Origin of the sequence: Pseudomonas sp. S30_BP2TU TE3576 (genome assembly GCF_050436025.1) — a bacterium.
Lineage (GTDB): Bacteria > Pseudomonadota > Gammaproteobacteria > Pseudomonadales > Pseudomonadaceae > Aquipseudomonas.
Window position 1 is genome coordinate 1,469,485 of record NZ_JBNDLK010000001.1, and the last position, 25,804, is coordinate 1,495,288.

Sequence of the window (25,804 nt, forward strand, 5' to 3'; positions counted from 1 at the left end):
ATCAACCCTCCTTCGCGGGCGTTGGAGCCGATTGACCGCTGTCTTTCAACGCCTTGGTCACTTCCGGCGGCATGTATTTTTCATCGTGCTTGGCCAGCACTTCATCGGCCACCACCACACCATCGGCATTGAGCTTGCCCAGGGCGACGATGCCCTGCCCTTCACGGAACAGGTCCGGCAGGATGCCGCGATAGGTGATGGTCACGGATTTATTAAAGTCGGTGACGACGAACTTCACATCCAGGGAATCGCTGGAACGCTCCAGCGAGCCCTTCTCGACCATGCCGCCGGCGCGAATACGCGTGTCATGCGGGGCTTCGCCATTGGCGATCTGGGTCGGTGTGTAAAACAGGTTGATGTTCTGCTGCAGGGCGCTCAGGGCCAGGCCGACGGCTGCGCCGACCCCGACCAGGATCGCGAGAATGATGATAAGACGCTTTTTGCGCAGCGGATTCACTTGCCGTTCTCCCGGCGCAGACGACGCGCCTCTTGTTGCAGATACCGCTTGCGGGCCAGGATCGGCGCCGCCACGTTGAGGGCCAGTACCGCCAGGCAGATGCCGTAGGCTGACCAGACATACAAGCCATGATGGCCCATGGCGATGAAGTCGCCGAATGAAGCAAAACTCATCGAGCGACCTCCAGACTGGTTTCCACTTCAGCCTTGACCCAACTGGCCCGGGCTTCGCGCTTGAGCACTTCAAGCCGCATGCGCAGCAGCAGGACCGCGCCGAAGAAACAGTAGAACCCCAACGCCGTCAGCAGCAATGGCAGCCACATTTCGGCAGGCATTGCCGGTTTTTCGGTGAGGGTGAAGGTCGCGCCCTGGTGCAGGGTGTTCCACCACTCCACCGAGTACTTGATGATCGGGATGTTGATCACGCCGACAATCGCCAGCACCGCACAGGCCTTGGCCGCGCTGTCACGATTGCTGATGGCGTTGCCCAAAGCAATGAGACCGAAGTACAGGAAAAGCAGAATCAACATGGACGTTAGGCGTGCATCCCAGACCCACCACGAGCCCCAGGTCGGTTTGCCCCAGATCGCCCCGGTGACCAGCGCTACGGCGGTCATCCAGGCGCCAATCGGTGCGGCGCATTGCAGGGCGACGTCGGCCAGTTTCATCTTCCACACCAGCCCGACGATGCCGCACACGGCCAGCATCACGTAGATGGACTGCGCCAGCATGGCGGCCGGGACGTGGATATAGATGATGCGAAAGCTGTTGCCCTGCTGATAGTCCGGCGGCGCGAAGGCCAGGCCCCAGACCACCCCAACGCTGATCAGCAGCAACGCCGCGACGCTCAGCCAGGGCAACATTTTGCCGCTGATGCCGTAAAACCATTTGGGCGAGCCGAGCTTGTGAAACCACGTCCAGTTCATACTGTTTCCATCACGGTTGCTCTTTACTATGAAGAGCCAGGGTCTTTACTGGTTAAATTTTAACCAGACCTCATTATTCGCCGACGCTGATCTTCAGGCCAGCAGCTATTGCAAATGGTGTCAGGGTTATCGCCAGGGCGGTCAGGCTGCCAAGCCACAACAGATAACCGGTCGCCGGCATCCCCTGCAATGCGGCCTGCAAGGCGCCACTGCCAAGGATCAACACCGGGATGTACAGCGGCAGAATCAGCAACGCCAGTAACAGGCCGCCACGTTTCAAACCTACCGTCAGCGCCGCGCCCACCGCACCGAGCAGGCTCAGTACCGGTGTACCGAGCAGCAACGAAAGCAGCAACACTGGCAGACAGGCGGCAGGCAAACCGAGCATCAACGCCAGCAAGGGTGCGAGCAAAACCAGTGCCAGGCCGGAAAAAGCCCAGTGTGCCAGCACCTTGGCCAAAACCAGAAGAGGCAGGGGGTGCGGCGAAAGGACCCACTGTTCAAGGGATCCGTCTTCGAAATCACTGCGGAAAAGCCCATCCAGCGAGAGCAGAACCGATAAAAGTGCCGCGACCCAGACCAGCCCTGGAGACAAGGTTTGCAACAATTGAGACTCGGGGCCGACTGCCAACGGGAACAGCGAAACGACGATCGCGAAGAAGACGAGCGGATTGGCCAGTTCCGCCGGGCGACGGAACAGCAGACGAGCCTCGCGGGCGACCAACAGGCCGAAAACACTCATACGGCCCAGCTCCCCAGATCGATGTCGCGATAACCGGCCGGCATCCGGCTCAGCGTGTGGTGGGTGGTCAACACCACCATGCCGCCGCGTTCGCAGTGGCCGGCCAGGTGTTCTTCGAGTTGCGCCACGCCCTGCTTGTCGAGGGCGGTAAAGGGTTCATCGAGGATCCACAACGGCGGGCTGTCCAGGTACAGCCGCGCCAGCGCGACGCGGCGCTGTTGACCGGCAGACAAGGTGTGACAGGGCACATCCTCGAATCCGCGCAGCCCGACTGCAGCCAGCGCCTGCCAGATCGCCTCACGGGTCGCCGGATGATGCAAGGCACACAGCCAGCTCAGATTCTCTTCCGGTGTCAGCAAATCCTTGATCCCGGCGGCGTGGCCGATCCATAGCAGGTTGCGCGCCAGCTCGCCGCGTTGCTCGTTCAGCGGCTGGCCATTGAGCAACACCTGACCGGCGGTCGGGTGCATCAGCCCCGAGAGCAGGCGTAACAGGCTGGTCTTGCCGCTGCCGTTGGGGCCACTGATTTGCACCATTTCGCCACTGGCCAGTCTCAAATCGAGATTTTCGAAGAGCAGCCGAAGGTCTCGCTCACAGGCAAGGGCAACGGTTTGCAGGACAGGACTGGTCAAGGGTTCACGGGCCTTATACGGTTCAAGTCGGCTCTGGTGCGGCCGTTAAAGAGATGCAGCATAGATGCAATGACGTCTTGTTCTAGAGAGCTGCGTCAAACAATTGCAAAGTTTTCGCCATTTTTGGATACAACGGCGCGGCATTATACATGCCAAACCTTAGTCTAAAGAGTGCATTTTCCTCAGGTTGTGACCGCGTATGACAGGCGAAATGAACATCCTCCCGCTACCGCAAACCGTCCCGGCGACTTCGCGCCCGCAGGTGCTCAGTGGTGAGTTGCTCAAGTTGCTGACGCCGGTGGAGGGACTGATCAGCGTCGGTCAAACCGCCCAGGCCGAAGTGTTGTCGCTCAAGCAGGCGGATCAGACTTTCCAGATGCTGCTCAAGGTCACCCTCGACAGCGGCCGCCAGACCACGGTCCAGACCACCAGTAATCAACCGCTGGCCCAGGGCACCACGCTGCTCGTCACCCAGCCCTCGGCCGGCAATCTGGCCGTGACGGTGCAACAGGCCATTGCCGCCGGCATCGCCACCCTCACCCGCCTCGACATCGCGCAATTGCCGGTCGGCACCCTGCTGCAGGGCAAAGTGCTGACCTCGCAAGTGCTGCCACAGGTGCCCGGCCAGCCCATGGTGTTCCGCTCGATGGTGAGCCTGCTCAATACCGCACTGAGCGGCAGCACCTTGAGCATCGACAGCCCGCAGCCATTGCGCATCGGCACCTTGCTGAGCGCGCAGGTGCAGGACACCCAGACCGTAAAGTTCGTGCCACAGAGCAGCCGTCAGGAACAACTGGCGGTGACCCGGCAACTGGTCGACCAGCAAAGTCGCCAGGGATCGCTGGATGGCTTGCTCAAGCTCCTGCAGAACCTTGCGCCCTCGGACCAGACATCCGTTGAATTGCGTAACGCCGCGGCCAGGTTGCTCGCCGGCCTGCCGGATCTTCAGCAATTGAGCACCCCCAAGGGCCTGGCCCAGGCCCTGGTCAGCAGCGGTGTGTTTCTCGAAAGCAAACTGCTGACCGGGCAAAACCCGACGCTCGCAGCGGACATGAAAGGCAACCTGCTCAAACTGGTTGCGCAACTGACTCAGGGGCTACCAACCAACACCAGCTTCGGCGCGATTATCGCCGCCAATACCCTTGCGCAGGCCATGCCGAATTTTGTCCGCAATGCCCTGGGCATGCTCGGCCAGGTCAGTGCCAAGCCATCGCCGACCGCTTTCCCGTTACCCGAACGTCTGCTGCAAAGCGCTGAGGGTGAAAACGACCTTGAACACCTGCTACGCCTGGCCGCCGCTGCGGTTTCGCGTCTGCAAAGCCATCAGCTGTCGAGTCTGGAACAAACCGGCGTAACCGCCGACGGACGACTGATGAGCACCTGGCAACTGGAAATCCCGATGCGCAATATGCAGGACATCGTGCCATTGCAGGTCAAGTTCCAGCGCGAGGACACGCCCGAAAAAGAACAATCGAAGGAGCGTCGCGAAGAACGCGAACCCAAGCAACAGCTGTGGCGTGTGGAACTGGCCTTCGCCATGGAGCCTTTGGGGCCGCTGCAAATCCAGGCGCAGTTGATCAAGGGCAACCTCTCCAGCCAGCTCTGGGCCGAACGGCCTTATACCGCGAGCCTGATCGAAAGCAATCTGAGTGGGCTGCGTGACCGCTTACTGTCCGCCGGCCTGAACGTCGGCGACCTGGACTGCCACCTCGGCACACCGCCGCAAGGCCCGCAAACCCGCCTCGATCAACGCTGGGTCGACGAAAACGCATGAAAAACCCCAACGCTCCACGCCAGGCCATCGCCCTCAAATACGACGGCACCCACGCCCCCACCCTCACGGCCAAGGGCGACGAAGAGCTGGCGGAAGAAATCCTGAAAATCGCTCGCGACTGCGAAGTGCCGATCTACGAAAACGCCGAGCTGGTGAAACTGCTGGCGCGCATGGAGCTGGGGGACAGCATTCCGCAGGAGCTCTATCTGACGATCGCCGAGATCATTGCGTTTGCGTGGAATCTGAAGGGCAAGTTTCCGACGGGACAGGATCCGGATGCGCTGATGGTCGAGAAGGACATTACCGAGCGCAGGGAAGATTACTGAGGATTGGAAGACGCCTTCACGAGCAAGCCCGCTCCCACATTTGGTCTTCTATGCACACAAATTTTGTGCACGACGTTAATCCAATGTGGGAGCGGGCTTGCTCGCGATGGAGGTATGAGCGCCGCGTTTCTCCAGGAAGCCCGCGTCATCGTTAACGTCCATCGCGTCGACCGGCTGCTCCTACAGGCTTCTAGCTGCTCTTTTGCAACTTGCTCATCAACCCTGGGCAGGCCACAGGATTGAGTCGTGCCCGTTGTTTTGGGACTAGCCGACTGGACCTTTCACTCGCTCCTGTGCACTGTCTTCGTCGATACCTGCGTGACACTTTCAAACTTGAAAAAACGCAAAAGCTTGAGACAGCGACCAACAATCAATCCATTGATAAGGCCTGCCCCCAGCGCCGCCCCTGCAACCGTCGACATTTCATTGGCCAGTTCCGGATACATGGCCGCCTGGTAACCGCCGTAATAACGCCAGGCGAAAAAAACCCAATACACAATCAGCACTTTGATCGTGCCAGGCAGAACCAGATGCTCCCCTTCACGCTTTATATTGCTGTACGAAAAAAAGCGTAGTGCCAGCAACCACCCCGCCAATAAACCCAGCGCATAGGATGAAAACTGGATTGCAACTCCCTGGGAGGGATTCAGCGATGCGAGAGACAGGGCCAGGAATATCACAGGTGATATCTGCAAGGACCTTTTCGATACATGGCTCCTGAAACAGGTGATGACACCGCAATAAGTCAGGATCAGAAAAACCGCATAAACCCACAGCGGCGTACCGCGCAAAATGTCGATCATGAACCTCCTTGGCACTGAATAGGTTTGAACTAGATGCTTAACCTACTGACGGCGGGTTGCGATCACAAGACGGCGGGATCTGAGAACGCTATAGGCAAGAGACTATGACTGCGTAATACCTATCTGAGGATGAAGGGGGATGGGGCGGATCGCAGGGACGATAGCTGCGCATTCGAAGACGCCTTCGCGAGCAAGCCCGCTCCCACATTGGGTCTTCTATGCACACAAATTTTGTGCACGACGTTAATCCAATGTGGGAGCGGGCTTGCTCGCGAAAGCAATCTCAAAGGAACTGCAAAACTCAGTTCCTGTGAAGCTTACTCATCAACTCCGCCTCAGCCTGGGTCAAGCCGCAGGACTGGGTCAGTTCGTTGACGCTGGCGCCCATTCCGACCAGTCGTGCCGCCTGGGCAAACGACAGGCTGGATGGGTCGCGCTGTTCCAGCTGAGCCAGTTTGTCCGGCAACGGCGCAACGATCGCGCGCAGTTCGTGCAGGTCTTCGCCCATGCGCACGTTGCCGTTCTGGTAGTCGTCGACCCGCTTGGCCAGGTCCTTGATGCGCTGATCACGCAGCGCATCACCCTGGGCCTGTTGTGCGGCGATCTGTTTTTGACCGCGAATGTACGCCAGGAACATTGCCAGCGTGCCTGCCCAAAACAGGAACAGGACAATGACCGCAACCTCGAGAATCAATCAGATACTCTCCAGTTCCGACCATTCTTCTTCGCTCATCATCTTGTCCAGCTCGACCAGGATGAGCAGTTCGTTGTTCTTGTTGCACACGCCTTGAATGAACTTGGCGGATTCTTCGTTACCCACGTTCGGCGCGGTTTCGATTTCCGACTGACGCAGGTAAACCACTTCGGCCACGCTGTCGACCATGATCCCGACCACTTGCTTGTCGGCTTCGATGATGACGATACGGGTGTTGTCGCTGATCTCGGCATTCATCAGACCAAAGCGCTGACGGGTGTCGATCACGGTCACGACGTTGCCGCGCAGGTTGATGATGCCCAGCACGTAGCTCGGGGCACCCGGGACCGGGGCGATTTCGGTGTAACGCAGGACTTCCTGGACGCGCATCACGTTGATGCCATAGGTCTCGTTGTCCAGCTTGAAGGTGACCCATTGCAGGATCGGATCTTCGGAACCTTTTGCCGCCGTCGCCTTATCATTCATACCCTGACCCCTCAAGAAACCGCCCTAGCGGTGTGTATTCCGTGCAATGGCATCGAGTGCCGTCGCCTGTTGTTTATTTAACGTTTGTCGGTTTGTGGTTCGGCTTACTGCCGGACATGTGTTTTGCCCCGCCACTGGCGATCAACTCGGCCAATGAGGCGACGTCGAGCAAGGCGCACATGTGTTCAATCACCGTGCCGGCGAGCCATGGCCGCTGACCCCGGTGACTTCTCCATTTGATTTCATTCGGGTCCAGACGCAACGAACGGCTGACCTGATGCACCGCCAGGCCCCATTCGTAACCCTGGACCGAAATCACGTATTGCAGGCCCTGCCTGAAATCGTCGCGGTAACGGTCGGGCATGACCCAGCGCGCGGTATCGAGCACCTTGAGGTTGCCGGCCTGGCTCGGCAGGATGCCAAGGAACCATTCCGGCTGGCCGAACAACGGCGTCAGCTCGTGACCGGCCAGGGAGTAGATCGACCCCAGGCACACCAGCGGCACCGCCAGGGTCAAACCGGCAACATCGAACAGCAGGCACTCGAACGGTTCAGCGGCCCAGGACGGACGACCGTCGGACTCAACCGGGGGCGGCGTGTTGCTCGGTGGCAGGTGCACTTCGACGACGGGCGGCACCAGGGTTTGCGGTACTTCGACAGCGACTGGCTGCGCTTCAACAGGTGGCGGTACCAAGGCTTGCAGCAGCGCAGCGATGGTCGAAACGGACGCCATGACCGGCGCCGGGGCTTCGATCACCGGCGCCTTGAACACTGGCGCTACAGATGCCGGCACCGGCGCGGCCGCCGCGGCATCACGGGCCTGCTCTTCGAGCACCGCTGCCTGGAATTCGTCGAGCACCGCTTCGGCGGCGATCTCCTCGGCCACTTCCTCCAGGGGCAGCGTCAACTCTTCGGTCACTTCCTGCAGCAGGGTGTCCAGATACGACTGCAACGCCAATTGCGGGCGTAATGTGGTCTTCAATGGCCGGTTCATCCGCACGCACCTGTAGGAGCGAGCTTGCTCGCGATGAACCTGAGAGCGCCACGGGGTGCCAGGTTTCCCGCGTCATCGTTGACAACCATCGCGAGCAGGCTCGCTCCTACAGGGATCGAGGTCATGTCATGCCACCTGCGGAACAAGTTGTGCCGCCAACAGGTGCTTGAGCAATGCACGATAAGCGAGAACACCACGGCTCTTGCCGTCGAACTGCGATGGCGTCAGCCCGGCACGGCTGGCATCACGCAGTCGCGTGTCCACCGGGATGTAGCCCTGCCAGATTTCGTCGGGGAATTTGTCGCGCAGCACGCGCAAGGTCCCGAGGGACGCCTGGGTGCGCCGGTCAAACAGTGTCGGAACAATGCTGAATGGCAGCGCCTGTTTGCGTGAGCGGTTGATCATCGCCAGGGTGTTGACCATGCGCTCAAGACCTTTGACTGCCAGGTGTTCTGTCTGCACCGGGATCACCAGTTGCTGACTCGCCGCCAAGGCATTGACCATCAGCACCCCAAGCAATGGCGGGCTGTCGATCACGGCGTAATCGAAGTCCTGCCACAGTTGCGCCAGGCTCTTGGCAATCACCAGGCCCAAGCCACTCTGCCCGGGCGACTGGCGCTCAAGAGTGGCCAGCGCGGTGCTGGACGGCAACAGGGAAATGCGTTCGTCGCTGGTCGACAGCAGCAGTTGACCCGGCAGGCCTTGCGGCACGTTGCCCTTGTGCAGGAACAGGTCGTAGTTGCTGTGTTCCAGGCTGTCCGGATCGTAGCCGAAGTAACTGGTCATGGAGCCGTGGGGGTCGAGATCGACCACGACCACGCGCTTGCCCGCCTCCGCCAGCAAACCGGCTAAAGCGATGGAGGAAGTGGTTTTACCAACACCACCCTTTTGATTGGCGACTGCCCAGACTCTCATTCGGATTGTTCCTCCCGGCCGAACAGCTCGACCGAGAAATAGCTCAACGTGTTAATGCGGGTGACGGAGAATTGACGGCGCTCTCTCGTCCCGGCGACTTGACCGGGGTCGGTGCAGTTTGTGTGCCAGCACGCTTCAATGCGGCATCCGGTTGCGCATGGGCGGTTCCGGTGCCGGTCAGGCTGCGGCGAACATCGAGGTTGCGCGACACCACCAACACCACGCGACGGTTGCGGGCGCGACCTTCAGCGGTGGCATTGTTGGCCACCGGCTGAAACTCGCCGTAGCCCACCGAAGCCAGGCGACCGGGGTCCACCCCTTGCATCGCCAGCATGCGCACGATGCTGGCCGAACGGGCCGAGGACAGCTCCCAGTTGGTCGGGTACTGCGCGGTGCGGATCGGTTGATCGTCGGTGAAACCTTCGACATGAATCGGGTTGTCGAATGGCTTCAGGATCGCGGCGACCTTGTCGATGATGTTGAACGCGATGTCGCTGGGCATGGCGTCGCCGCTGCCGAACAACAGGCTGGAATTGAGCTCGATCTCGACCCACAGCTCGTTGCCGCGCACGGTCATCTGGTTGGAGCTGATCAGGTCACCGAACGCCGCGCTGATATCGTCGGCGATGCTTTTGAGTGGATCGCTGGCACCGGCGACACCGGCATCGACCTGGTCACTGTCCTTGACCAACGGCTTGGCCGGGGTCACGGTCTTCGGCCGCTCGTCACCGATGGGGATCGGCTTGAGCGCGCGATCGGAATCGGTGAAGACGCCGATCAGCGCTTCGGAAATGACCTTGTACTTGCCTTCGTTGATCGATGAAATCGAGTACATCACCACGAAAAAGGCGAACAGCAAGGTGATGAAGTCGGCATAGGACACCAGCCAGCGTTCGTGGTTGACGTGTTCTTCATGCTGGCGACGGCGTGCCATGATCAGGGCCTGCTCACAGTAAATGATGCAGCGCGTTGGCGCTGTGATTGTGCCAGGCAAGGCGCGTGACGCCGAGAATGGCTTCTCCCTTCTCAAGTCGCGCAACGCAGCCTGGCGCAATCACAGCGCCAACCCGGAGGGCAGCGCCCTGCGAGCCGCAATACGTCGTTACTCGTCGTTCATTTGAAACAACCAAACCTCTCTCCTCGTGCCTAGTCTTGCGGCTCGCAGGGCGCTGCGCGCTCCATCATTTACTGTGAGCAGGCCCTGCTACTCCCATCAATCCATGAAGCCCTGAAGCTTCAACTCAATAGAGCGAGGGTTTTCACCTTCGGCGATCGACAGGATCCCTTCCAGCAACATTTCTCGATAACGCGACTGGCGCAACGCGATGGATTTGAGTTTGGCCGCAATCGGCAGCAGCATGAGGTTGGCACTGGCCACGCCGTAGATAGTGGCGACGAAAGCCACGGCGATGCCGCTACCCAGTTGCGACGGATCACCCAGGTTGCCCATGACGTGAATCAGGCCCATCACCGCACCGATGATACCGATGGTCGGCGCATAGCCGCCCATGCTTTCGAAGACCTTGGCGGCTTCGATATCGCGGGCTTCCTGGGTGTAAAAATCCACTTCCAGAATGCTGCGGATCGCTTCCGGCTCGGCGCCATCCACCAGCAATTGCAGGCCTTTGCGCGCGTAGTTGTCGGGTTCGGCGTCGGCGATACCTTCAAGACCCAGCAGGCCTTCCTTGCGTGCCGTCAGGCTCCAGTTCACCACGCGGTCGATGCCACCGGCCAGGTCGACACGGGGCGGAAACAGGATCCACGCGAGGATCTGCATGGCACGCTTGAAGGCGCTCATCGGCGATTGCAGTAGTGCGGCGCCAATAGTGCCACCGAGCACGATCAGCGCTGCCGGGCCATTGGCCAGGGCGCCGAGGTGACCGCCTTCAAGGTAGTTGCCGCCAATGATGGCGACAAAGGCCATGATGATGCCGATCAGGCTTAGAACATCCATCAGATGCACGCCTCGACCAGGTGCTTGCCGATATCGTCGAGGCTGTACACCGCGTCGGCGAGCTCAGCTTTGACGATGGCCATCGGCATGCCGTAGATCACGCAGCTGGCTTCGTCCTGCGCCCAGATCGAACTGCCGCCCTGCTTGAGCAGGCGCGCACCTTCACGACCGTCGGCCCCCATGCCGGTCAGGACGACCGCCAGAACTTTGTCACCGTAAGACTTGGCCGCCGAACCGAACGTGATGTCCACACACGGCTTGTAATTCAGACGTTCGTCGCCCGGGAGGATTTTCACCGCGCCGCGGCCGTCGATCATCATTTGCTTGCCACCCGGCGCCAGCAGCGCCAGGCCCGGACGCAGGATGTCGCCATCCTCGGCTTCCTTGACGCTGATGCGGCAAAGCTTGTCCAGGCGCTCGGCGAAGGCCTTGGTGAAGGCCGCCGGCATGTGTTGGATCAGCACGATCGGCGCCGGGAAGCTGGCCGGCAATTGGGTCAACACCCGTTGCAGGGCAACGGGGCCGCCGGTGGATGTACCGATGGCCACCAGTTTGTAGTTTTTGCGTTTCGGCGCGGGCGACGACGGGGTGGCCGCATGCGCACGCACAGGGATCGGTGCCGGACGCACGGGCGCGCTGCCGCCAAAGCTGCCAACGCTCGAAGACGCAGGTGCAGGGGTGGACGCGGCGACAGGCGCCGGAGCGCTGTAGGTGCTGACCCGACGGTTACTGCGCGAGATGCTGAGAATCTTCTCGCACAGCAGTTGCTTGACCTTCTCGGGGTTGCGCGAGATGTCTTCGAAATTCTTCGGCAGGAAGTCCACCGCGCCGGCATCCAGCGCATCGAGGGTGACCCGGGCACCTTCGTGGGTCAGCGAGGAGAACATCAAGACCGGGGTCGGGCAGCGCTGCATGATGTGCCGCACTGCCGTGATGCCGTCCATCATCGGCATCTCGTAGTCCATGGTGATCACGTCGGGCTTGAGGGCCAGCGCCTGATCAATTGCCTCTTTGCCGTTGGTCGCCGTGCCGACGACCTGGATATTCGAATCCGCTGAAAGAATTTCCGAGACGCGGCGGCGGAAAAACCCCGAATCGTCCACCACCAGGACTTTGACTGCCATAAACACTCCATTAGATGGAGCGAGGCCAGGCGCCCCGCTCCACCAGAATCAAATACGCCGTGTGGCGTAACGCTTGAGCATGCTCGGTACATCGAGAATCAGCGCAATGCGGCCGTCACCGGTGATGGTGGCGCCGGACATGCCCGGAGTTCCCTGGAGCATTTTGCCCAATGGCTTGATGACCACTTCTTCCTGGCCCACCAGTTGGTCGACGACAAAGCCGATCCGTTGCGTGCCCACCGAAAGGATCACCACGTGGCCTTCGCGCTGCTCTTCGTGAGCGGCGGAGCTGACCAGCCAGCGTTTGAGGTAGAACAATGGCAGTGCCTTGTCCCGCACGATCACCACTTCCTGGCCGTCCACGACGTTGGTGGTCGACAGGTCGAGGTGGAAGATCTCGTTGACGTTCACCAGCGGGAACGCAAACGCCTGGTTGCCGAGCATGACCATCAGTGTCGGCATGATCGCCAGGGTCAGCGGCACCTTGATGACGATCTTCGAGCCCTGGCCCTTGGCCGAGTAGATATTGATCGAACCGTTGAGCTGGGAAATCTTGGTTTTCACCACGTCCATGCCCACGCCGCGACCCGATACGTCGGAGATCTCGGTTTTGGTCGAGAATCCCGGGGCGAAGATCAGGTTGTAGCACTCGGTGTCACTCAAGCGATCGGCCGCATCCTTGTCCATCACGCCGCGTTTTACCGCGATGGAACGCAGGACGTTCGGGTCCATGCCTTTGCCGTCATCGGAGATCGACAGCAGGATGTGATCGCCTTCCTGCTCGGCCGCCAGGATCACCTTGCCGCCACGGGCCTTGCCCGAGGCTTCGCGTTCTTCCGGCGATTCGATGCCGTGGTCGACCGCGTTGCGCACCAAGTGCACCAACGGGTCGGCCAGGGCCTCGACGAGGTTCTTGTCGAGGTCGGTTTCTTCGCCGACCAGTTCCAGGTTGATCTCTTTCTTGAGCTGGCGAGCCAGGTCGCGAACCAGGCGCGGGAAGCGCCCGAAGACTTTCTTGATCGGTTGCATCCGGGTCTTCATGACCGCGGTTTGCAGGTCGGCGGTGACCACGTCGAGGTTCGACACGGCCTTGGACATGGCTTCGTCGCCGCTGTTCAGACCCAGGCGGACCAGACGGTTACGTACCAGTACCAACTCGCCGACCATGTTCATGATTTCGTCGAGGCGCGCGGTATCGACACGCACGGTGGTCTCGGCTTCGCTCGCCGGTTTTTCCGCAGGTGGCGCGGCCGGGGCGCGGGCAGCAGCCGGTGCAGCAGCGGCCGCGGGAGCTGGCGTTTCGGCTTTTGGCTCCGGTGCCTTGGCCACAGGTTTCGGCGCCGCGACCTTGGCTGCCGGTGCCGCAACAGAAGCGTTGGAACCGTTGGCCACCGTCGCTGTGCCGACTTCACTGAACTTGCCTTTACCGTGCAATTCGTCGAGCAGCGTTTCGAACTCGTGATCGGAAATCAGATCACTGCCGACCGCCGCAGCGCTGGGTGCAGCGGGTGCAGGCACGGAAGCAATGGCCGATTCCAGCGCCTCGACGGCAAAGTTGCCCTTGCCATGCAACTGATCGAGCAAAGCCTCAAACTCATCATCGGTAATGTCGGAGCTGTCGCCCGCCGCTTTCGGCGCTTGCGCAGGCGCAGGCGCCGGCACCACTGCGTCAATGGCGAACTGGCCTTTACCGTGCAACTGATCGAGCAATGACTCGAACTCGGCATCGGTGATTTCGTCGCTGGCAGCGGCATCGCCGGCAGGCGCTGGAGCAGCCACCGGAGCCTCGGCCTGCGCCTTGACGGCGTTCAGCGAGTCCAGCAGTTGTTCGAATTCATTGTCGGTGATGTCGCCCGATTCGCTTTCAGCCACGGGCTCTTCAATCACTTCGGCGACAGGCGCGGATACGGCATCGTCTGCCGTTTGCGGCTCGGCCAGACGGGCCAGTGCCGCAAGCAACTCAGGTGTCGCAGCCGTGATCGGGCCGCGCTCGCGGACTTCGCTGAACATGCTGTTCACCGCGTCCAGCGCTTCGAGAACCACGTCCATCAATTCCGAGTCGACGCGCCGCTCACCCTTGCGCAGGATGTCGAACACGTTCTCGGCGATGTGGCAGCACTCCACCAGCTCGTTGAGCTGGAGGAAGCCGGCGCCCCCTTTTACAGTGTGAAAACCGCGAAAAATTGCATTGAGCAGATCCGCATCATCCGGACGGCTTTCCAGCTCGACCAGTTGTTCGGACAGTTGCTCTAGAATCTCGCCGGCCTCAACCAGGAAATCCTGAAGGATCTCTTCATCGGCGCCGAAGCTCATCAGGGGGGTGCTCCTAACAGGTCTAAAAACCCAAAATACCTAAAAGTCTAAAACCCTAGGCTGGATAGCAAATCGTCCACATCGTCCTGACCGGACACAACGTCTTCTCTTTTATCGGCATGAATCTGCGGACCTTCACCCTGAGAGAGATGTTTTTGTGGATCTTTTTCCGCAAGCATCGCTTCATGGTCATGTTCGATGCCCGCAAAGCGGTCCACCTGACTGGCCATCAGCACAAGCTTGAGCAGGTTGCTTTCAACTTCGGTGACCAACTGGGTCACACGCTTGATCACTTGCCCTGTGAGGTCCTGGTAATCCTGGGCGAGCAGGATGTCGTTCAGGTTGCCCGACACCGCACGATTGTCCGTGCCGCTGCGCGTCAGGAACCCGTCAACCCGCCGGGCCAGCTCACGAAACTCTTGCGCGTCGACTTCGCGACGCATGAAGCGCCCCCAGTCCGTGCTCAAGGCCTGGGCTTCATCCGCGAGGCCATTGACCAGCGGCGTGGCACTTTCCACCAGATCCATGGTGCGGTTGGCCGCAGCCTCGGTCAGCTTGACCACATACCCCAGACGCTCGGTAGCATCGGTGATCTGCGACACCTCTTCGGCTTGCGGCATGTGCGGGTCAATCTGGAAATTGACGATCGCGCTATGCAGCTCGCGAGTGAGCTTGCCCACTTCCTGATACAGGCCGCGGTCACGGGTCTGGTTGAGCTCATGGATCAATTGCACGGCGTCGCCGAACTTGCCTTTTTCAAGGCTCGCGACCAATTCGACGGCGTGTTTTTTCAGGGTCGACTCAAAGTCGCCCAATGAAGTTTCGTTATTGCCCATAGCTCCCCCGTGGCGCACTCATCAACCGATGCGTTCGAAAATCTTCTCGATTTTTTCTTTCAACGCCTGGGCCGTGAAGGGTTTGACCACATAGCCGTTAACGCCGGCCTGGGCCGCTTCGATGATCTGCTCACGCTTGGCTTCAGCGGTCACCATCAGCACCGGCAGGTGCTTGAGCTTTTCATCGGCACGCACGTGGCGCAGCAGATCGATACCGGTCATGCCAGGCATGTTCCAGTCCGTTACCAGAAAGTCGATGCTTCCGCTGTTGAGCACCGGAATGGCGGTAGTGCCATCGTCGGCCTCGACGGTGTTGGTGAACCCAAGGTCACGCAGCAGGTTCTTGATGATCCGCCGCATCGTTGAGAAGTCATCAACGATGAGGATTTTCATGTTCTTGTCCAATTCGACCTCCAAGCAGTCTTAAACGCGCCCAGCACCTGGACGCGCCATTTCAATCAATCCGGCAAAGCACTCAATGACTGTCTGGAGCACAACAGATCGGGACCGGCGCAGCTCAACACCACACCAGCCTCTTTCGCAGTGTCCCCCACACTGCCTTCAGCGCGCTCGCCACTCCCCCAAACGCCCCCGCAAACGGGCCGCGCACTGGCTGTGTAACTGGCTGACCCGAGATTCGCTGACCCCCAGGACCTCACCGATTTCCTTGAGGTTCAACTCTTCGTCGTAGTACAGCGCCAACACCAGTCGCTCGCGCTCCGGCAAATTGGCAATCGCATCCGCCAGCGCAGCCTGGAAGCGTTCATCTTCCAGGTCGCGTGACGGCTCGAGATGAGCACTCGCGCCATCCTCGTGCAGCCCTTCGTGTTCGCCGTCCTGCAACAGATCGTCAAAACTGAATAACCGGCTGCCCAGGGTGTCGTTCAAAATCCCGTAGTAATCGTCGAGACTCAATTGGAGTTCGGCCGCAACTTCGTGATCTTTAGCGTCACGGCCGGTTTTCGCTTCAATCGAGCGAATGGCGTCGCTGACCATGCGCGTATTGCGGTGAACCGAACGTGGTGCCCAGTCCCCCTTGCGCACTTCATCGAGCATGGCGCCGCGGATTCGAATGCCCGCGTACGTCTCGAAACTGGCGCCTTTGCTGGCGTCATATTTAGTCGACACTTCAAGCAGGCCGATCATCCCGGCCTGGATCAGGTCTTCGACCTGGACACTGGCCGGCAAGCGCGCCAGCAAGTGGTAGGCAATGCGTTTAACCAGCGGCGCGTAACGCTCGATCAGCTCGTACTGCGCATCACGCGCCGATATTTTGTAGAGGTTGTAACCGCTGGCCGTCATATCACAGGTCCTGCTGTCTGTTGCACGAGGCGCTCGACGAAAAACTCCAGGTGCCCGCGCGGGTTGGCAGGCAGCGGCCAGGTATCGACTTTCTGTGCGATGGCCTTGAACGCCAGCGAGCACTTGGAACGCGGGAATGCCTCGTAGACAGCACGCTGCTTCTGCACGGCCTTGCGCACGCTTTCGTCGTAGGGCACCGCGCCGACGTATTGCAGGGCGACGTCGAGGAAGCGATCCGTGACTTTGGTCAACTTGGCGAACAGGTTGCGCCCTTCCTGCGGGCTCTGGGCCATGTTGGCCAGGACGCGGAAACGGTTCATGCCGTAGTCGCGATTGAGCAACTTGATCAAGGCGTAGGCATCGGTAATCGAGGTCGGTTCGTCGCACACCACCAGCAGCACTTCCTGGGCTGCGCGAACGAAACTGACTACCGAGTCACCAATGCCCGCAGCGGTGTCGATCACCAATACGTCGAGGTTATCGCCAATATCGCTGAAGGCCTGGATCAGGCCTGCGTGTTGCGCCGGGCTCAGATGCACCATGCTCTGAGTGCCGGATGCGGCCGGAACGATACGGATGCCGCCTGGCCCCTGCAGCAGTACATCGCGCAGTTCGCAGCGGCCCTCGATCACGTCGGCCAGGGTACGTTTGGGTGTCAGGCCCAGCAGAACGTCGACGTTCGCCAACCCCAGGTCGGCGTCCAGCAACATGACGCGCCGGCCAAGCTCAGCCAAAGCCAGGGACAAGTTCACTGACACGTTAGTTTTCCCGACGCCACCTTTGCCGCCGGTCACCGCGATCACCTGTACGGGATGCATGCTGCCCATGTTATTTCTTTACCTTGTCTTGCATAGACGGAGGCCACATTACTGGCTGCGCGTTCACAAACGGAACAATGCATGGCAGACCATCGATGTAGGTACAAAAACTGTTCATTATTACCTCAGCCAACCTGCTTGGTCGGGCTGTGGTAGATGTCAGCGAACATGTCAGCCATGGCTTCTTCGCTGGGTTCTTCCTGCATTTGCACACTCACGGCGCGACTGACCAACTGGTGACGACGCGGCAGATGCAAATCATCCGGAATCCGCGGGCCATCGGTCAGGTAGGCCACCGGCAGCTCATGACTGATGGCCAGGCTCAACACCTCGCCCAGGCTCGCCGTTTCATCCAGTTTAGTCAGAATGCAGCCAGCGAGCCCACAACGCTTGTAACTGTGGTACGCGGCCGTTAGAACCTGTTTCTGGCTGGTGGTTGCGAGGACCAGATAATTTTTCGAGCGGATGCCACGACCGGCCAGGCTTTCGAGCTGCATGCGCAGTGCCGGATCGCTGGCCTGCAGGCCAGCGGTATCGATCAGCACCACACGCTTGCGCAGCAACGGCTCCAGCGCCTGCACCAGGGACTGGCCCGGATCGACGTGGGTCACCGACACATTGAGAATGCGCCCCAGGGTCTTGAGCTGTTCCTGGGCACCGATGCGAAAGCTGTCCATGCTCACCAGCGCAATGTTCTGCGCGCCGTACTTGAGCACGTAACGGGCAGCCAGCTTGGCCAGGGTGGTGGTCTTGCCCATGCCGGCCGGGCCGACCATGGCGATCACACCGCCCTCTTCCAGCGGCTCGACTTCCGGCGTAACGATCATTCGCGCCAGGTGCGCCAGCAACATGCGCCAGGCCTGACGAGGCTCTTCGATTTCGGTAATCAGCGCCAGCAGATCGCGCGACAGCGGGCCAGACAGGCCAATGCGTTGCAGGCGGCGCCAGAGATTGGCCTGGTCCGGACGACTGCCTTGCAGCTGATTCCAGGCCAGGGAGCCCAGCTGAACTTCCATGAGTTCGCGCAGGCTGTTGAGTTCGAAACGCATCGAGTCGAACGCTCGCGGGTCCACGCCTGTGGAGGCTGGCGCCACCGGTGCAGGGCGACGAGGTTCGGCGTACGTCGGCTCGATCAACGGTTCGGCGGCGGTCAGCGGCAGGCCGGCGAACAACTGACGGTTGGTGCTCTTGTCGCTCTCGCCATCGCTACGCAGGCTCAATTCGGCCTGGGCGGTGACGATCCGCGACTGAGTCTTGCGCAGCTCGTCTTCGAGCTCCATGTTCGGAACCCGAGGCGCCAGCGCCGACAACTTGTAATCCAGCGCAGCCGTCAGCTCGACACCACCGGCGATCCGGCGGTTGCCAATGATGGCGGCATCGGCGCCCAGCTCATCACGAACCAGCTTCATGGCCTGACGCATATCGGCGGCGAAAAAACGCTTAACTTGCATAAACCACTACCTCAGCCGTTGGGCCCTACTGTCGCAACGATGGTCACTTGCTTGTTGTCAGGAATTTCCTGGTAAGCCAACACGTGCAAACCCGGGACTGCGAGCCGGCCAAATCGCGAGAGCATCGCGCGAACCGGACCGGCCACCAGCAGAATCACCGGCTGACCCTGCATCTCTTGGCGCTGCGCCGCGTCGATCAACGAGCGTTGCAGCTTCTCAGCCATGCTTGGCTCCAGCAGAACACCCTCTTCCGAGCCTTGCCCTGCCTTTTGCAGACTATTGAGCAATATCTGTTCCAACCTTGGCTCCAGCGTGATAACTGGCAGCTCCGACTCAGTGCCTACAATGCTTTGGACGATTGCACGGGATACGCCAACACGCACAGCAGCCACCAACGCGGCGGTATCTTGACTCTTGGCGGCATTGTTGGCGATGGCCTCGGCAATGCTGCGGATATCGCGCACGGGTACCTGTTCGGCCAACAGTGCTTGCAGCACCTTGAGCAACTGCGACAGCGAAACCACGCCTGGCACCAGCTCCTCGGCCAGTTTCGGCGAGCTTTTGGCCAGCAATTGCATGAGTTGCTGCACTTCTTCGTGACCGATCAGTTCACTGGAATGCTTGTAAAGTATCTGGTTCAAATGCGTGGCCACTACTGTACTGGCATCGACCACCGTATAACCGAGCGATTGCGCCTGCGAACGCTGGCTGATTTCGATCCAGACCGCCTCCAGACCGAAAGCCGGATCTTTGGCGGTAATACCGTTGAGCGTACCGTAGACCTGTCCCGGGTTGATCGCCAGTTCGCGATCCGGGTAAATCTCCGCTTCGGCCAGTATCACCCCCATGAGGGTCAGGCGATAGGCACTCGGTGCCAGGTCGAGGTTGTCGCGGATATGCACCGTCGGCATCAGGAAGCCAAGGTCCTGGGAGAGCTTCTTGCGCACCCCCTTGATCCTCGCCAGCAACTGGCCGCCCTGGTTGCGGTCCACCAGCGGAATCAGGCGATAACCCACCTCCAGGCCGATCATGTCGATTGGCGTCACGTCATCCCAGCCGAGCTCCTTGGTTTCCTGGGCGCGGGCCGGCGACGGCAGCAGTTCCTGCTGGCGCTTGACCTCTTGCAGGGCCTGCACCTTGGCGACGTTCTGCTTTTTCCAGAACAGGTAAGCACCCCCGGCCGCCAGGGCCGCCATGCTCAGGAACGAGAAGTGCGGCATGCCGGGCACCAGGCCCATGACCGCCATCAAGCCTGCCGCCACCGCCAGCGCCTTGGGCGAGGCGAACATCTGGCGATTGATTTGCTTGCCCATGTCTTCCGAACCGGAAGCACGCGTCACCATGATCGCTGCGGCTGTCGATAACAACAGTGATGGCAATTGCGCCACCAAACCGTCACCGATGGTCAACAGCGCATACACCTTGCCGGCGTCTGCGAAGTTCATGTTGTGCTGGAAGATACCAACCGCCATGCCGCCGATCAGGTTGATGAACAGGATCAACAGGCCGGCGATGGCGTCACCCCGGACGAATTTGCTCGCACCGTCCATGGAGCCGTAGAACTCGGCTTCCTGCGCAACTTCCAAACGGCGGGCCTTGGCCTGGGCCTGATCAATCAGGCCGGCGTTGAGGTCGGCGTCGATCGCCATTTGCTTGCCGGGCATCGCATCGAGGGTGAAACGCGCGCTCACCTCGGAAATCCGCCCCGCACCCTTGGTCACCACGACGAAGTTGATGATCATCAAGATCGCGAAGACCACGATACCGACCACGTAGTTACCGCCGATGACCACCTCGCCGAACGCCTGGATCACTTTACCGGCAGCGGCGTGACCGTCCTGGCCGTGGAGCATGACCACCCGCGTGGAGGCCACGTTCAATGCCAGGCGCAACAGCGTCGCCACCAGCAAAATGGTCGGGAACACCGCAAAATCCAGCGGCCGCAAAGCGTAGACACAGACCAGCAGCACGACGATGGACAGCGCAATGTTGAAGGTGAAGAACACGTCCAGCAGGAACGGCGGCACCGGCAACATCATCATCGCCAGCATGACCAGCAGCAACAGCGGCACGCCCAGATTGCCCCGACTGAGGTCGGCAATATTGCTGCGGGCACTGTTGATTAACTGAGAGCGATCCACCGGTTTTCCCCGTTCCTTTAAAGCAAACTTTTGACGCCTGAAGCAGGCGCAGAGCGGCTACTGCAAGAAGCTTTCCAACTTTTGCAAAGGGAGAAATGGAGTGTTTTTTCAGGGGGATATGTACTGCCTGGACTGGCCTCTTCGCGAGCAAGCCCGCTCCCACAGGAGTTCGCCGAACCTGTGGGAGCGGGCTTGCTCGCGAAGGGGCCGTCAACGACTGCGCAATACTCAGGCGTCGCGGCGTAGATCCGGCGGAATCGGCAGGTCATCCTTGAGCGGATCCGGTCGTTTACCCTTGCCCGCCCGGTACTGTCGAATCTGATAAACGTAAGCCAGTACCTGCGCGACTGCCAGATAGAGTCCGCCGGGAATTTCCTGCTCAAGTTCGGTGGAGTAGTAGATCGAGCGCGCCAGTGCCGGCGACTCCAGCAGCAAGATCTCGTTGGCCACCGCGATCTCACGGATCTTCAAGGCCAGGAAGTCACTGCCCTTGGCCAGCAACACCGGCGCATTACCCTTCTCCGGGTCGTACTTGAGGGCCACGGCATAGTGGGTCGGGTTGGTGATGACCACGTCGGCCTCGGGAATCGCAGCCATCATTCGCCGCTGGGACATCTCGCGCTGCAGCTGTCGAATCCGCTGCTTGACCTCCGGCCGCCCGTCTTGATCCTTATGCTCGTCACGCACTTCCTGCTTGGTCATCAGCAGTTTCTTGTGGCTTTCCCAGAGCTGCACCGGCACGTCCACCACAGCGATGAGGATCAGCCCGCACGCCATCCACAAGGTGCTCCAGCCCACCACTTGCAGGCTGTGAATAATCGCCATGTCCAGGGGCTCATGGGCGATGCGCAGCAGGTCATCGATGTCCGACGACAATACCGCCAGCGCCACGAACAGGATGATGATGAACTTGGCCAGGGCCTTGAGCAATTCGACCAGCGACTTGGTGGAAAACATGCGCTTGAGGCCGGGCCCGGGATTCAAGCGGCTGAACTTGGGCGCCATGGAGCTCGCCGCGAACAGCCAGCCGCCCAGGGAAATCGGACCGATGATGGCGGCCAGCACCAACGTGATCATCACTGGCTGGATCGACCACAGGGCAATTTGCCCCGAACGCATCAGGTAGGTGGCCATGGAGCGCTGATCCAGAATCACTTCCCGCGGCAGCGAGAAGTTGATGCGCATCAGCTCCATCATGTCCTGCGCCATGGCGCCGCCAAAAATCAGCAACGCCGAGGCACCGACCAGCATGATCGCCAGGGTGTTGAGCTCCTTGGACCGTGCTATCTCACCCTTTTCACGGGAGTCCTGCTTGCGCTTCTCCGTGGGGTCTTCTGTTTTGTCCTGACCGCTTTCGCTCTCAGCCATGACTCAGCTCGCCCGTGCCATTTCGCGCAAAAACTGCAAGGCCTCGGAGGCCAGCGGTTGATACTGGTTGAGAATGTCCGCCAGCCCGACCCAGACAATGAACAGGCCAAGCACCAGGATCAGCGGGAAACCGACAGAGAAGATATTGAGTTGCGGCGCCGCCCGGGTCATGACGCCAAACGCGATGTTGACCACCAGCAACGCGGTGATTGCCGGCAGCACCAGCAGTAACGCCGAGCCGAGCACCCAACCGAGTTTGCCGGCCAGTTCCCAGTAGTGATTGACCATCAAGCCGCCACCCACCGGCAAGGTGGTGAAACTCTCGGTAAGGATCTCGAACACCACCAGATGACCGTTCATGGACAGGAACAGCAGCGTCACCAGCATGGTGAAAAACTGCCCGATCACCGCCGTCGATACGCCGTTGGCCGGGTCGATCATGGAGGCGAAGCCCATGCCCATCTGGATGGCAACGATTTGCCCGGCTACCACAAAGGCCTGGAAGAACAGCTGCAAGGCGAAGCCCATCACCGCGCCGATGAGGATTTGCTCGGCAATCAGCAACAGCCCACTCAAATCCAGCGCATTCACCGGGGGCATCGGCGGCAGGCCCGGCGCAATGACCACGGTAATGGCCAAGGCGAAATACAGGCGGATGCGCCGAGGCAACAGGGTCGTGCCAAACACCGGCATGACCATCAGCAAGGAGCCGACGCGAAACAGCGGCAACATGAACGTCGCCACCCAGGTGCTGATCTGCGTATCGGTCAGCGCAAGCAGTGACATGGTTTAGCCGATGACCTGAGGAATACTGCCGTACAGCTGCAGGATGTAATCCATGAAGGTCTGCACCAGCCACGGACCGCCAACGATCAATGTCACCAGCATCACCAACAGACGCGGCAAAAAGCTCAAGGTCTGTTCGTTGATCTGGGTAGCGGCCTGGAACATCGCCACCAGCAGCCCCACCAGCAGACTCGGAATCACCAGCACGGCGACCATCATGGTGGTCAGCCACAGCGCTTCGCGGAAGATATCGACGGCGACTTCAGGCGTCATGGCGAGACACCGCCGAAGCTGCTGGCCAGGGTGCCGATAATCAGCGCCCAGCCATCCACCAGCACGAACAACATGATCTTGAACGGCAGGGAAATGATCAGCGGCGAGAGCATCATCATACCCATCGCCATCAGTACACTGGCCACGACCAGGTCGATGATCAGGAACGGAATGAAGATCATGAAGCCGATCTGGAACGCCGTTTTCAGCTCGGAGGTCACAAAGGCCGGCACCAGAATGGTCAGTGGTGCCTGATCCGGCGTCGCGATGTCAGTACGCTTGGACAGGCGCATGAACAGCTCCAGATCGCTGGTGCGGGTCTGGGCGAGCATGAAGTTCTTGATCGGCACCTGCGCCTTGGCGACCGCATCCTGGGCCGTCAGCTTTTCCGCCAGATACGGCTGCAGGGCATCCTGGTTCACCCGGTCGAACACCGGGGCCATGATGAACAGGGTCAGGAACAGCGCCATGCCGGTGAGGATCTGGTTCGAGGGTGTCTGTTGCAGGCCCAGAGCCTGGCGCAGGATCGAGAAGACAATGATGATCCGGGTGAAACTGGTCATCAGCATGACAAACGCCGGGATAAAACTCAGCGCGGTCATGATCAGCAGGATTTGCAGGCTGACCGAATATTCCTGCGCACCCTGCGCATTGGTGCCCAGGGTGATCGCCGGGATCGACAGCGGATCGGCGCCGAATGCCAGCGGCGCAGCCAGCATCAGGGCCAGCGTCAAGACGATGCGTAGCGCACCCATTACTTCTTATCCTTCTGATCTTTGCCCAGCATCTCCAGCAGGCGCTGTGCAAATTCCGGCGTCGGTTTCTCGGTGCTCGGCACTTGCACCGGTTCCTTGAGGACGTGCAGCGCAGTAATGCTGCCAGGACTCAGGCCCAACAGGATCTGCTCGTTGCCGACCTGCACCAGCATCAGGCGGTCGCGAGGCCCCAGCGCGCGGGAGCCGACAATCTCGATCACCTGCCCTTTGCCAGCCGGACCGGCCTGCTGGACCCGACGCAGCAGCCAGGCGAGAAGGAAAATCAGCACCAGCACCAGTAGCAAGCCGAACACCAGTTGCGTCAGTTGGCCAGCCACGCCACCGCTCACTGCAGGCACAGCGGCCGTGGCAACCGGTTCGGCCGCCAGCACACTGATCGGCATGGCCAGCGCTGCCCCCAGCAAAGCCCCCAGAACCTTTTTCACTCAGCGCAGCTTCTTGATGCGTTCGCTTGGGCTGATCACGTCCGTCAGGCGGATGCCGAACTTCTCGTTGACCACCACCACTTCGCCGTGGGCGATGAGCGTGCCATTGACCAGCACGTCCAGCGGCTCACCGGCCAGGCGATCAAGCTCGATCACCGAACCCTGGTTCAGTTGCAGCAAGTTGCGGATGTTGATGTCGGTGCTGCCCACTTCCATGGAAATCGACACCGGGATGTCGAGGATCACGTCCAGGTTCGGGCCTTCGAGGCTGACCGGATCGTTGTTTCTCGGCACGCTGCCGAACTCTTCCATTGGCAGGCGGTTGGACGCGGAACTGCCGGAATCGGCTGCCAGCAAGGCGTCGATGTCGGCTTGCCCGGCATCACCGGTTTCTTCCAGGGCCGCGGCCCACTCATCGGCCAGAGCCTGGTCGTCTTGCGTGTTCATATTGTCAGTGTCCTCGGCGAGCAAAAGTTCAGAATTCGGTTAATCGCGAATGGGTACGAGCGCCGGTCAACGGCGCTCGATCGGCTCGATCACTTGCAACGCCAGGTTGCCCTTGTGCGAGCCCATCTTGACCTTGAAGGCCGGCACGCCGTTGGCGCGCATGATCATTTCTTCCGGCATCTCGACCGGAATCACATCCCCCGGCTGCATGTGCAGGATGTCGCGCAGGCGCAGCTGACGACGAGCCACCGTCGCACCGATCGGCACGTCGACGTCCAGCACGTCCTGGCGCAAGGCGTTGACCCAGCGCTCGTCCTGATCGTCGAGGTCCGACTGGAAGCCGGCATCGAGCATTTCGCGCACCGGCTCGATCATCGAGTACGGCATGGTCACGTGCAGATCGCCGCCACCGCCATCGAGTTCGATGTGGAAGGTCGACACCACAATGGCTTCGCTCGGGCCGACGATGTTGGCCATGGCCGGGTTCACTTCCGAGTTGATGTACTCGAAGTTGACTTCCATGATCGCCTGCCAGGCTTCCTTCAAATCGACGAACGCCTGCTCCAGCACCATGCGCACAACACGCAGCTCGGTCGGGGTGAATTCACGCCCCTCGATCTTGGCGTGCCGGCCGTCGCCACCGAAGAAATTGTCCACCAGCTTGAACACCAGCTTGGCGTCGAGGATGAACAGCGCGGTACCGCGCAGGGGTTTGATCTTGACCAGGTTGAGACTGGTCGGCACGTACAGCGAGTGCACGTATTCGCCGAACTTCATCACCTGCACACCGCCGACCGCCACGTCTGCCGAGCGACGCAGCATGTTGAACATGCTGATGCGGGTATAGCGGGCGAAACGCTCGTTGATCATTTCCAGGGTCGGCATGCGTCCGCGGACGATGCGATCCTGGCTGGTCAGGTCGTAGCTTTTGACGGTGCCGGGTTCGGCAGCGTTTTCGGTCTGTACCAGACCGTCGTCGACGCCATGCAGCAGCGCGTCGATCTCATCCTGGGACAGCAGGTCCTGCACGGCCATGTCGTGT

General features: G+C 60.4%; 29 protein-coding genes. 2 read left to right on the plus strand and 27 right to left on the minus strand.

What is annotated here, in order from left to right:
- Window position 1: 1 nt before the first annotated feature.
- The 5 genes from ccmE to ccmA form a co-directional block, all read right to left on the minus strand.
- Window positions 2-457, minus strand: coding sequence for a cytochrome c maturation protein CcmE (gene ccmE / locus ABIA48_RS06675; protein ID WP_116580366.1), 456 nt, complete (start codon window positions 455-457; stop codon window positions 2-4).
- Window positions 454-630 carry a heme exporter protein CcmD gene (gene ccmD, locus ABIA48_RS06680; protein ID WP_007980758.1) on the minus strand — a complete coding sequence of 59 codons (177 nt, stop codon included), beginning with the start codon at window positions 628-630 and terminating at the stop codon, window positions 454-456. Before ccmD ends, ccmE begins: the two co-directional genes overlap by 4 nt.
- Window positions 627-1,382 (minus strand): heme ABC transporter permease, encoded by a 756-nt coding sequence (locus ABIA48_RS06685; RefSeq protein WP_008052303.1) that lies wholly within the window; start codon window positions 1,380-1,382, stop codon window positions 627-629. Before ABIA48_RS06685 ends, ccmD begins: the two co-directional genes overlap by 4 nt.
- A gap of 73 nt (window positions 1,383-1,455) precedes the next feature.
- Complete coding sequence (ccmB, locus tag ABIA48_RS06690) at window positions 1,456-2,124, minus strand: heme exporter protein CcmB (protein ID WP_007983326.1); 669 nt, start codon at window positions 2,122-2,124, stop codon at window positions 1,456-1,458.
- Window positions 2,121-2,756, minus strand: coding sequence for a cytochrome c biogenesis heme-transporting ATPase CcmA (gene ccmA / locus ABIA48_RS06695; RefSeq protein WP_116263137.1), 636 nt, complete (start codon window positions 2,754-2,756; stop codon window positions 2,121-2,123). Before ccmA ends, ccmB begins: the two co-directional genes overlap by 4 nt.
- Before the next feature lie 199 nt (window positions 2,757-2,955).
- Between ccmA and ABIA48_RS06700 the strand changes: the two genes are divergently transcribed.
- On the plus strand, window positions 2,956-4,530 hold the full coding sequence (locus ABIA48_RS06700; protein WP_429487470.1) for a flagellar hook-length control protein FliK: 1,575 nt from the start codon (window positions 2,956-2,958) through the stop codon (window positions 4,528-4,530).
- On the plus strand, window positions 4,527-4,856 hold the full coding sequence (locus tag ABIA48_RS06705) for an EscU/YscU/HrcU family type III secretion system export apparatus switch protein (protein ID WP_429487471.1): 330 nt from the start codon (window positions 4,527-4,529) through the stop codon (window positions 4,854-4,856). The genes ABIA48_RS06700 and ABIA48_RS06705 overlap by 4 nt, the downstream gene beginning before the upstream one ends.
- 281 nt (window positions 4,857-5,137) lie before the next feature.
- Here ABIA48_RS06705 and ABIA48_RS06710 read toward each other — a convergent pair whose 3' ends face one another.
- The 22 genes from ABIA48_RS06710 to fliM all read right to left on the minus strand — a co-directional run bounded on the left by ABIA48_RS06710 (window position 5,138) and on the right by fliM (window position 25,797).
- Window positions 5,138-5,659 carry a hypothetical protein gene (locus ABIA48_RS06710; protein ID WP_429487472.1) on the minus strand — a complete coding sequence of 174 codons (522 nt, stop codon included), beginning with the start codon at window positions 5,657-5,659 and terminating at the stop codon, window positions 5,138-5,140.
- A 301-nt stretch (window positions 5,660-5,960) separates the two neighbouring features.
- A complete protein-coding gene (locus ABIA48_RS06715) occupies window positions 5,961-6,353 on the minus strand; it encodes a DUF2802 domain-containing protein (RefSeq protein ID WP_429487473.1) in 393 nt (130 codons plus the stop codon).
- Window positions 6,354-6,839, minus strand: coding sequence for a chemotaxis protein CheW (locus tag ABIA48_RS06720; RefSeq protein ID WP_007980742.1), 486 nt, complete (start codon window positions 6,837-6,839; stop codon window positions 6,354-6,356). It abuts the gene before it with no gap.
- Window positions 6,840-6,912: 73 nt separating this feature from the next.
- Window positions 6,913-7,833 carry a CheW domain-containing protein gene (locus ABIA48_RS06725; protein WP_429487474.1) on the minus strand — a complete coding sequence of 307 codons (921 nt, stop codon included), beginning with the start codon at window positions 7,831-7,833 and terminating at the stop codon, window positions 6,913-6,915.
- A 126-nt stretch (window positions 7,834-7,959) separates the two neighbouring features.
- A complete protein-coding gene (locus ABIA48_RS06730; RefSeq protein WP_007983338.1) occupies window positions 7,960-8,748 on the minus strand; it encodes a ParA family protein in 789 nt (262 codons plus the stop codon).
- Between the two features lie 43 nt (window positions 8,749-8,791).
- Entirely contained in the window at window positions 8,792-9,682 is an 891-nt protein-coding gene (motD, locus tag ABIA48_RS06735) for a flagellar motor protein MotD (protein ID WP_310063814.1), read from the minus strand.
- A 279-nt stretch (window positions 9,683-9,961) separates the two neighbouring features.
- Window positions 9,962-10,702 (minus strand): flagellar motor protein, encoded by a 741-nt coding sequence (locus tag ABIA48_RS06740; protein ID WP_007983343.1) that lies wholly within the window; start codon window positions 10,700-10,702, stop codon window positions 9,962-9,964.
- Window positions 10,702-11,826 carry a protein-glutamate methylesterase/protein-glutamine glutaminase gene (locus ABIA48_RS06745; RefSeq protein WP_429487475.1) on the minus strand — a complete coding sequence of 375 codons (1,125 nt, stop codon included), beginning with the start codon at window positions 11,824-11,826 and terminating at the stop codon, window positions 10,702-10,704. The genes ABIA48_RS06740 and ABIA48_RS06745 overlap by 1 nt, the downstream gene beginning before the upstream one ends.
- A gap of 48 nt (window positions 11,827-11,874) precedes the next feature.
- Window positions 11,875-14,139, minus strand: a complete 2,265-nt coding sequence (locus tag ABIA48_RS06750; RefSeq protein ID WP_429487476.1) for a chemotaxis protein CheA — start codon at window positions 14,137-14,139, stop codon at window positions 11,875-11,877.
- Between the two features lie 47 nt (window positions 14,140-14,186).
- Window positions 14,187-14,975 (minus strand): protein phosphatase CheZ, encoded by a 789-nt coding sequence (locus ABIA48_RS06755; protein ID WP_429487477.1) that lies wholly within the window; start codon window positions 14,973-14,975, stop codon window positions 14,187-14,189.
- A 21-nt stretch (window positions 14,976-14,996) separates the two neighbouring features.
- Window positions 14,997-15,368: a chemotaxis response regulator CheY gene (locus ABIA48_RS06760; RefSeq protein WP_003183998.1), complete on the minus strand. Its 372-nt coding sequence runs from the start codon at window positions 15,366-15,368 to the stop codon at window positions 14,997-14,999.
- 168 nt (window positions 15,369-15,536) lie between these two features.
- Window positions 15,537-16,277 carry an RNA polymerase sigma factor FliA gene (fliA, locus tag ABIA48_RS06765; protein WP_429487478.1) on the minus strand — a complete coding sequence of 247 codons (741 nt, stop codon included), beginning with the start codon at window positions 16,275-16,277 and terminating at the stop codon, window positions 15,537-15,539.
- On the minus strand, window positions 16,274-17,104 hold the full coding sequence (gene fleN, locus ABIA48_RS06770; protein ID WP_007983353.1) for a flagellar synthesis regulator FleN: 831 nt from the start codon (window positions 17,102-17,104) through the stop codon (window positions 16,274-16,276). Before fleN ends, fliA begins: the two co-directional genes overlap by 4 nt.
- 116 nt (window positions 17,105-17,220) lie before the next feature.
- Window positions 17,221-18,546: a flagellar biosynthesis protein FlhF gene (gene flhF, locus ABIA48_RS06775; protein ID WP_429487479.1), complete on the minus strand. Its 1,326-nt coding sequence runs from the start codon at window positions 18,544-18,546 to the stop codon at window positions 17,221-17,223.
- An 11-nt stretch (window positions 18,547-18,557) separates the two neighbouring features.
- Window positions 18,558-20,687, minus strand: a complete 2,130-nt coding sequence (gene flhA / locus ABIA48_RS06780) for a flagellar biosynthesis protein FlhA (protein WP_429487480.1) — start codon at window positions 20,685-20,687, stop codon at window positions 18,558-18,560.
- Between the two features lie 228 nt (window positions 20,688-20,915).
- Window positions 20,916-22,055 (minus strand): flagellar biosynthesis protein FlhB, encoded by a 1,140-nt coding sequence (gene flhB / locus ABIA48_RS06785; RefSeq protein WP_429487481.1) that lies wholly within the window; start codon window positions 22,053-22,055, stop codon window positions 20,916-20,918.
- Between the two features lie 3 nt (window positions 22,056-22,058).
- Window positions 22,059-22,841 (minus strand): flagellar biosynthetic protein FliR, encoded by a 783-nt coding sequence (fliR, locus tag ABIA48_RS06790; protein ID WP_007983361.1) that lies wholly within the window; start codon window positions 22,839-22,841, stop codon window positions 22,059-22,061.
- Between the two features lie 3 nt (window positions 22,842-22,844).
- Window positions 22,845-23,114, minus strand: a complete 270-nt coding sequence (gene fliQ, locus ABIA48_RS06795; protein WP_057398373.1) for a flagellar biosynthesis protein FliQ — start codon at window positions 23,112-23,114, stop codon at window positions 22,845-22,847.
- On the minus strand, window positions 23,111-23,869 hold the full coding sequence (gene fliP, locus ABIA48_RS06800) for a flagellar type III secretion system pore protein FliP (protein ID WP_429487482.1): 759 nt from the start codon (window positions 23,867-23,869) through the stop codon (window positions 23,111-23,113). The genes fliQ and fliP overlap by 4 nt, the downstream gene beginning before the upstream one ends.
- Window positions 23,869-24,315 (minus strand): flagellar biosynthetic protein FliO, encoded by a 447-nt coding sequence (gene fliO, locus ABIA48_RS06805; RefSeq protein ID WP_429487483.1) that lies wholly within the window; start codon window positions 24,313-24,315, stop codon window positions 23,869-23,871. Before fliO ends, fliP begins: the two co-directional genes overlap by 1 nt.
- Window positions 24,316-24,762 carry a flagellar motor switch protein FliN gene (gene fliN / locus ABIA48_RS06810; protein ID WP_007983370.1) on the minus strand — a complete coding sequence of 149 codons (447 nt, stop codon included), beginning with the start codon at window positions 24,760-24,762 and terminating at the stop codon, window positions 24,316-24,318.
- Window positions 24,763-24,828: 66 nt separating this feature from the next.
- Complete coding sequence (fliM, locus tag ABIA48_RS06815; RefSeq protein WP_057398369.1) at window positions 24,829-25,797, minus strand: flagellar motor switch protein FliM; 969 nt, start codon at window positions 25,795-25,797, stop codon at window positions 24,829-24,831.
- Window positions 25,798-25,804 lie beyond the last annotated feature (7 nt).

Bases quoted from the DNA above. Each gene is read 5' to 3' on its own strand.
- ABIA48_RS06720 (WP_007980742.1), bottom strand. From the start codon at position 6,839: ATGAATGATAAGGCGACGGCGGCAAAAGGTTCCGAAGATCCGATCCTG.
- ABIA48_RS06725 (WP_429487474.1), bottom strand. From the start codon at position 7,833: ATGAACCGGCCATTGAAGACCACATTACGCCCGCAATTGGCGTTGCAG.
- fliR (WP_007983361.1), bottom strand. From the start codon at position 22,841: ATGTCACTGCTTGCGCTGACCGATACGCAGATCAGCACCTGGGTGGCG.
- ABIA48_RS06730 (WP_007983338.1), bottom strand. From the start codon at position 8,748: ATGAGAGTCTGGGCAGTCGCCAATCAAAAGGGTGGTGTTGGTAAAACC.
- ccmD (WP_007980758.1), bottom strand. From the start codon at position 630: ATGAGTTTTGCTTCATTCGGCGACTTCATCGCCATGGGCCATCATGGC.
- fliP (WP_429487482.1), bottom strand. From the start codon at position 23,869: ATGGGTGCGCTACGCATCGTCTTGACGCTGGCCCTGATGCTGGCTGCG.
- ABIA48_RS06705 (WP_429487471.1), top strand. From the start codon at position 4,527: ATGAAAAACCCCAACGCTCCACGCCAGGCCATCGCCCTCAAATACGAC.
- ABIA48_RS06685 (WP_008052303.1), bottom strand. From the start codon at position 1,382: ATGAACTGGACGTGGTTTCACAAGCTCGGCTCGCCCAAATGGTTTTAC.
- ABIA48_RS06745 (WP_429487475.1), bottom strand. From the start codon at position 11,826: ATGGCAGTCAAAGTCCTGGTGGTGGACGATTCGGGGTTTTTCCGCCGC.
- ABIA48_RS06710 (WP_429487472.1), bottom strand. From the start codon at position 5,659: ATGATCGACATTTTGCGCGGTACGCCGCTGTGGGTTTATGCGGTTTTT.
- fliN (WP_007983370.1), bottom strand. From the start codon at position 24,762: ATGAACACGCAAGACGACCAGGCTCTGGCCGATGAGTGGGCCGCGGCC.
- flhB (WP_429487481.1), bottom strand. From the start codon at position 22,055: ATGGCTGAGAGCGAAAGCGGTCAGGACAAAACAGAAGACCCCACGGAG.
- fliA (WP_429487478.1), bottom strand. From the start codon at position 16,277: ATGACGGCCAGCGGTTACAACCTCTACAAAATATCGGCGCGTGATGCG.
- flhF (WP_429487479.1), bottom strand. From the start codon at position 18,546: ATGCAAGTTAAGCGTTTTTTCGCCGCCGATATGCGTCAGGCCATGAAG.
- ABIA48_RS06750 (WP_429487476.1), bottom strand. From the start codon at position 14,139: ATGAGCTTCGGCGCCGATGAAGAGATCCTTCAGGATTTCCTGGTTGAG.
- ABIA48_RS06740 (WP_007983343.1), bottom strand. From the start codon at position 10,702: ATGGATGTTCTAAGCCTGATCGGCATCATCATGGCCTTTGTCGCCATC.
- ABIA48_RS06760 (WP_003183998.1), bottom strand. From the start codon at position 15,368: ATGAAAATCCTCATCGTTGATGACTTCTCAACGATGCGGCGGATCATC.
- ABIA48_RS06700 (WP_429487470.1), top strand. From the start codon at position 2,956: ATGACAGGCGAAATGAACATCCTCCCGCTACCGCAAACCGTCCCGGCG.
- fleN (WP_007983353.1), bottom strand. From the start codon at position 17,104: ATGGGCAGCATGCATCCCGTACAGGTGATCGCGGTGACCGGCGGCAAA.
- fliM (WP_057398369.1), bottom strand. From the start codon at position 25,797: ATGGCCGTGCAGGACCTGCTGTCCCAGGATGAGATCGACGCGCTGCTG.
- ABIA48_RS06755 (WP_429487477.1), bottom strand. From the start codon at position 14,975: ATGGGCAATAACGAAACTTCATTGGGCGACTTTGAGTCGACCCTGAAA.
- motD (WP_310063814.1), bottom strand. From the start codon at position 9,682: ATGGCACGCCGTCGCCAGCATGAAGAACACGTCAACCACGAACGCTGG.
- ccmB (WP_007983326.1), bottom strand. From the start codon at position 2,124: ATGAGTGTTTTCGGCCTGTTGGTCGCCCGCGAGGCTCGTCTGCTGTTC.
- fliQ (WP_057398373.1), bottom strand. From the start codon at position 23,114: ATGACGCCTGAAGTCGCCGTCGATATCTTCCGCGAAGCGCTGTGGCTG.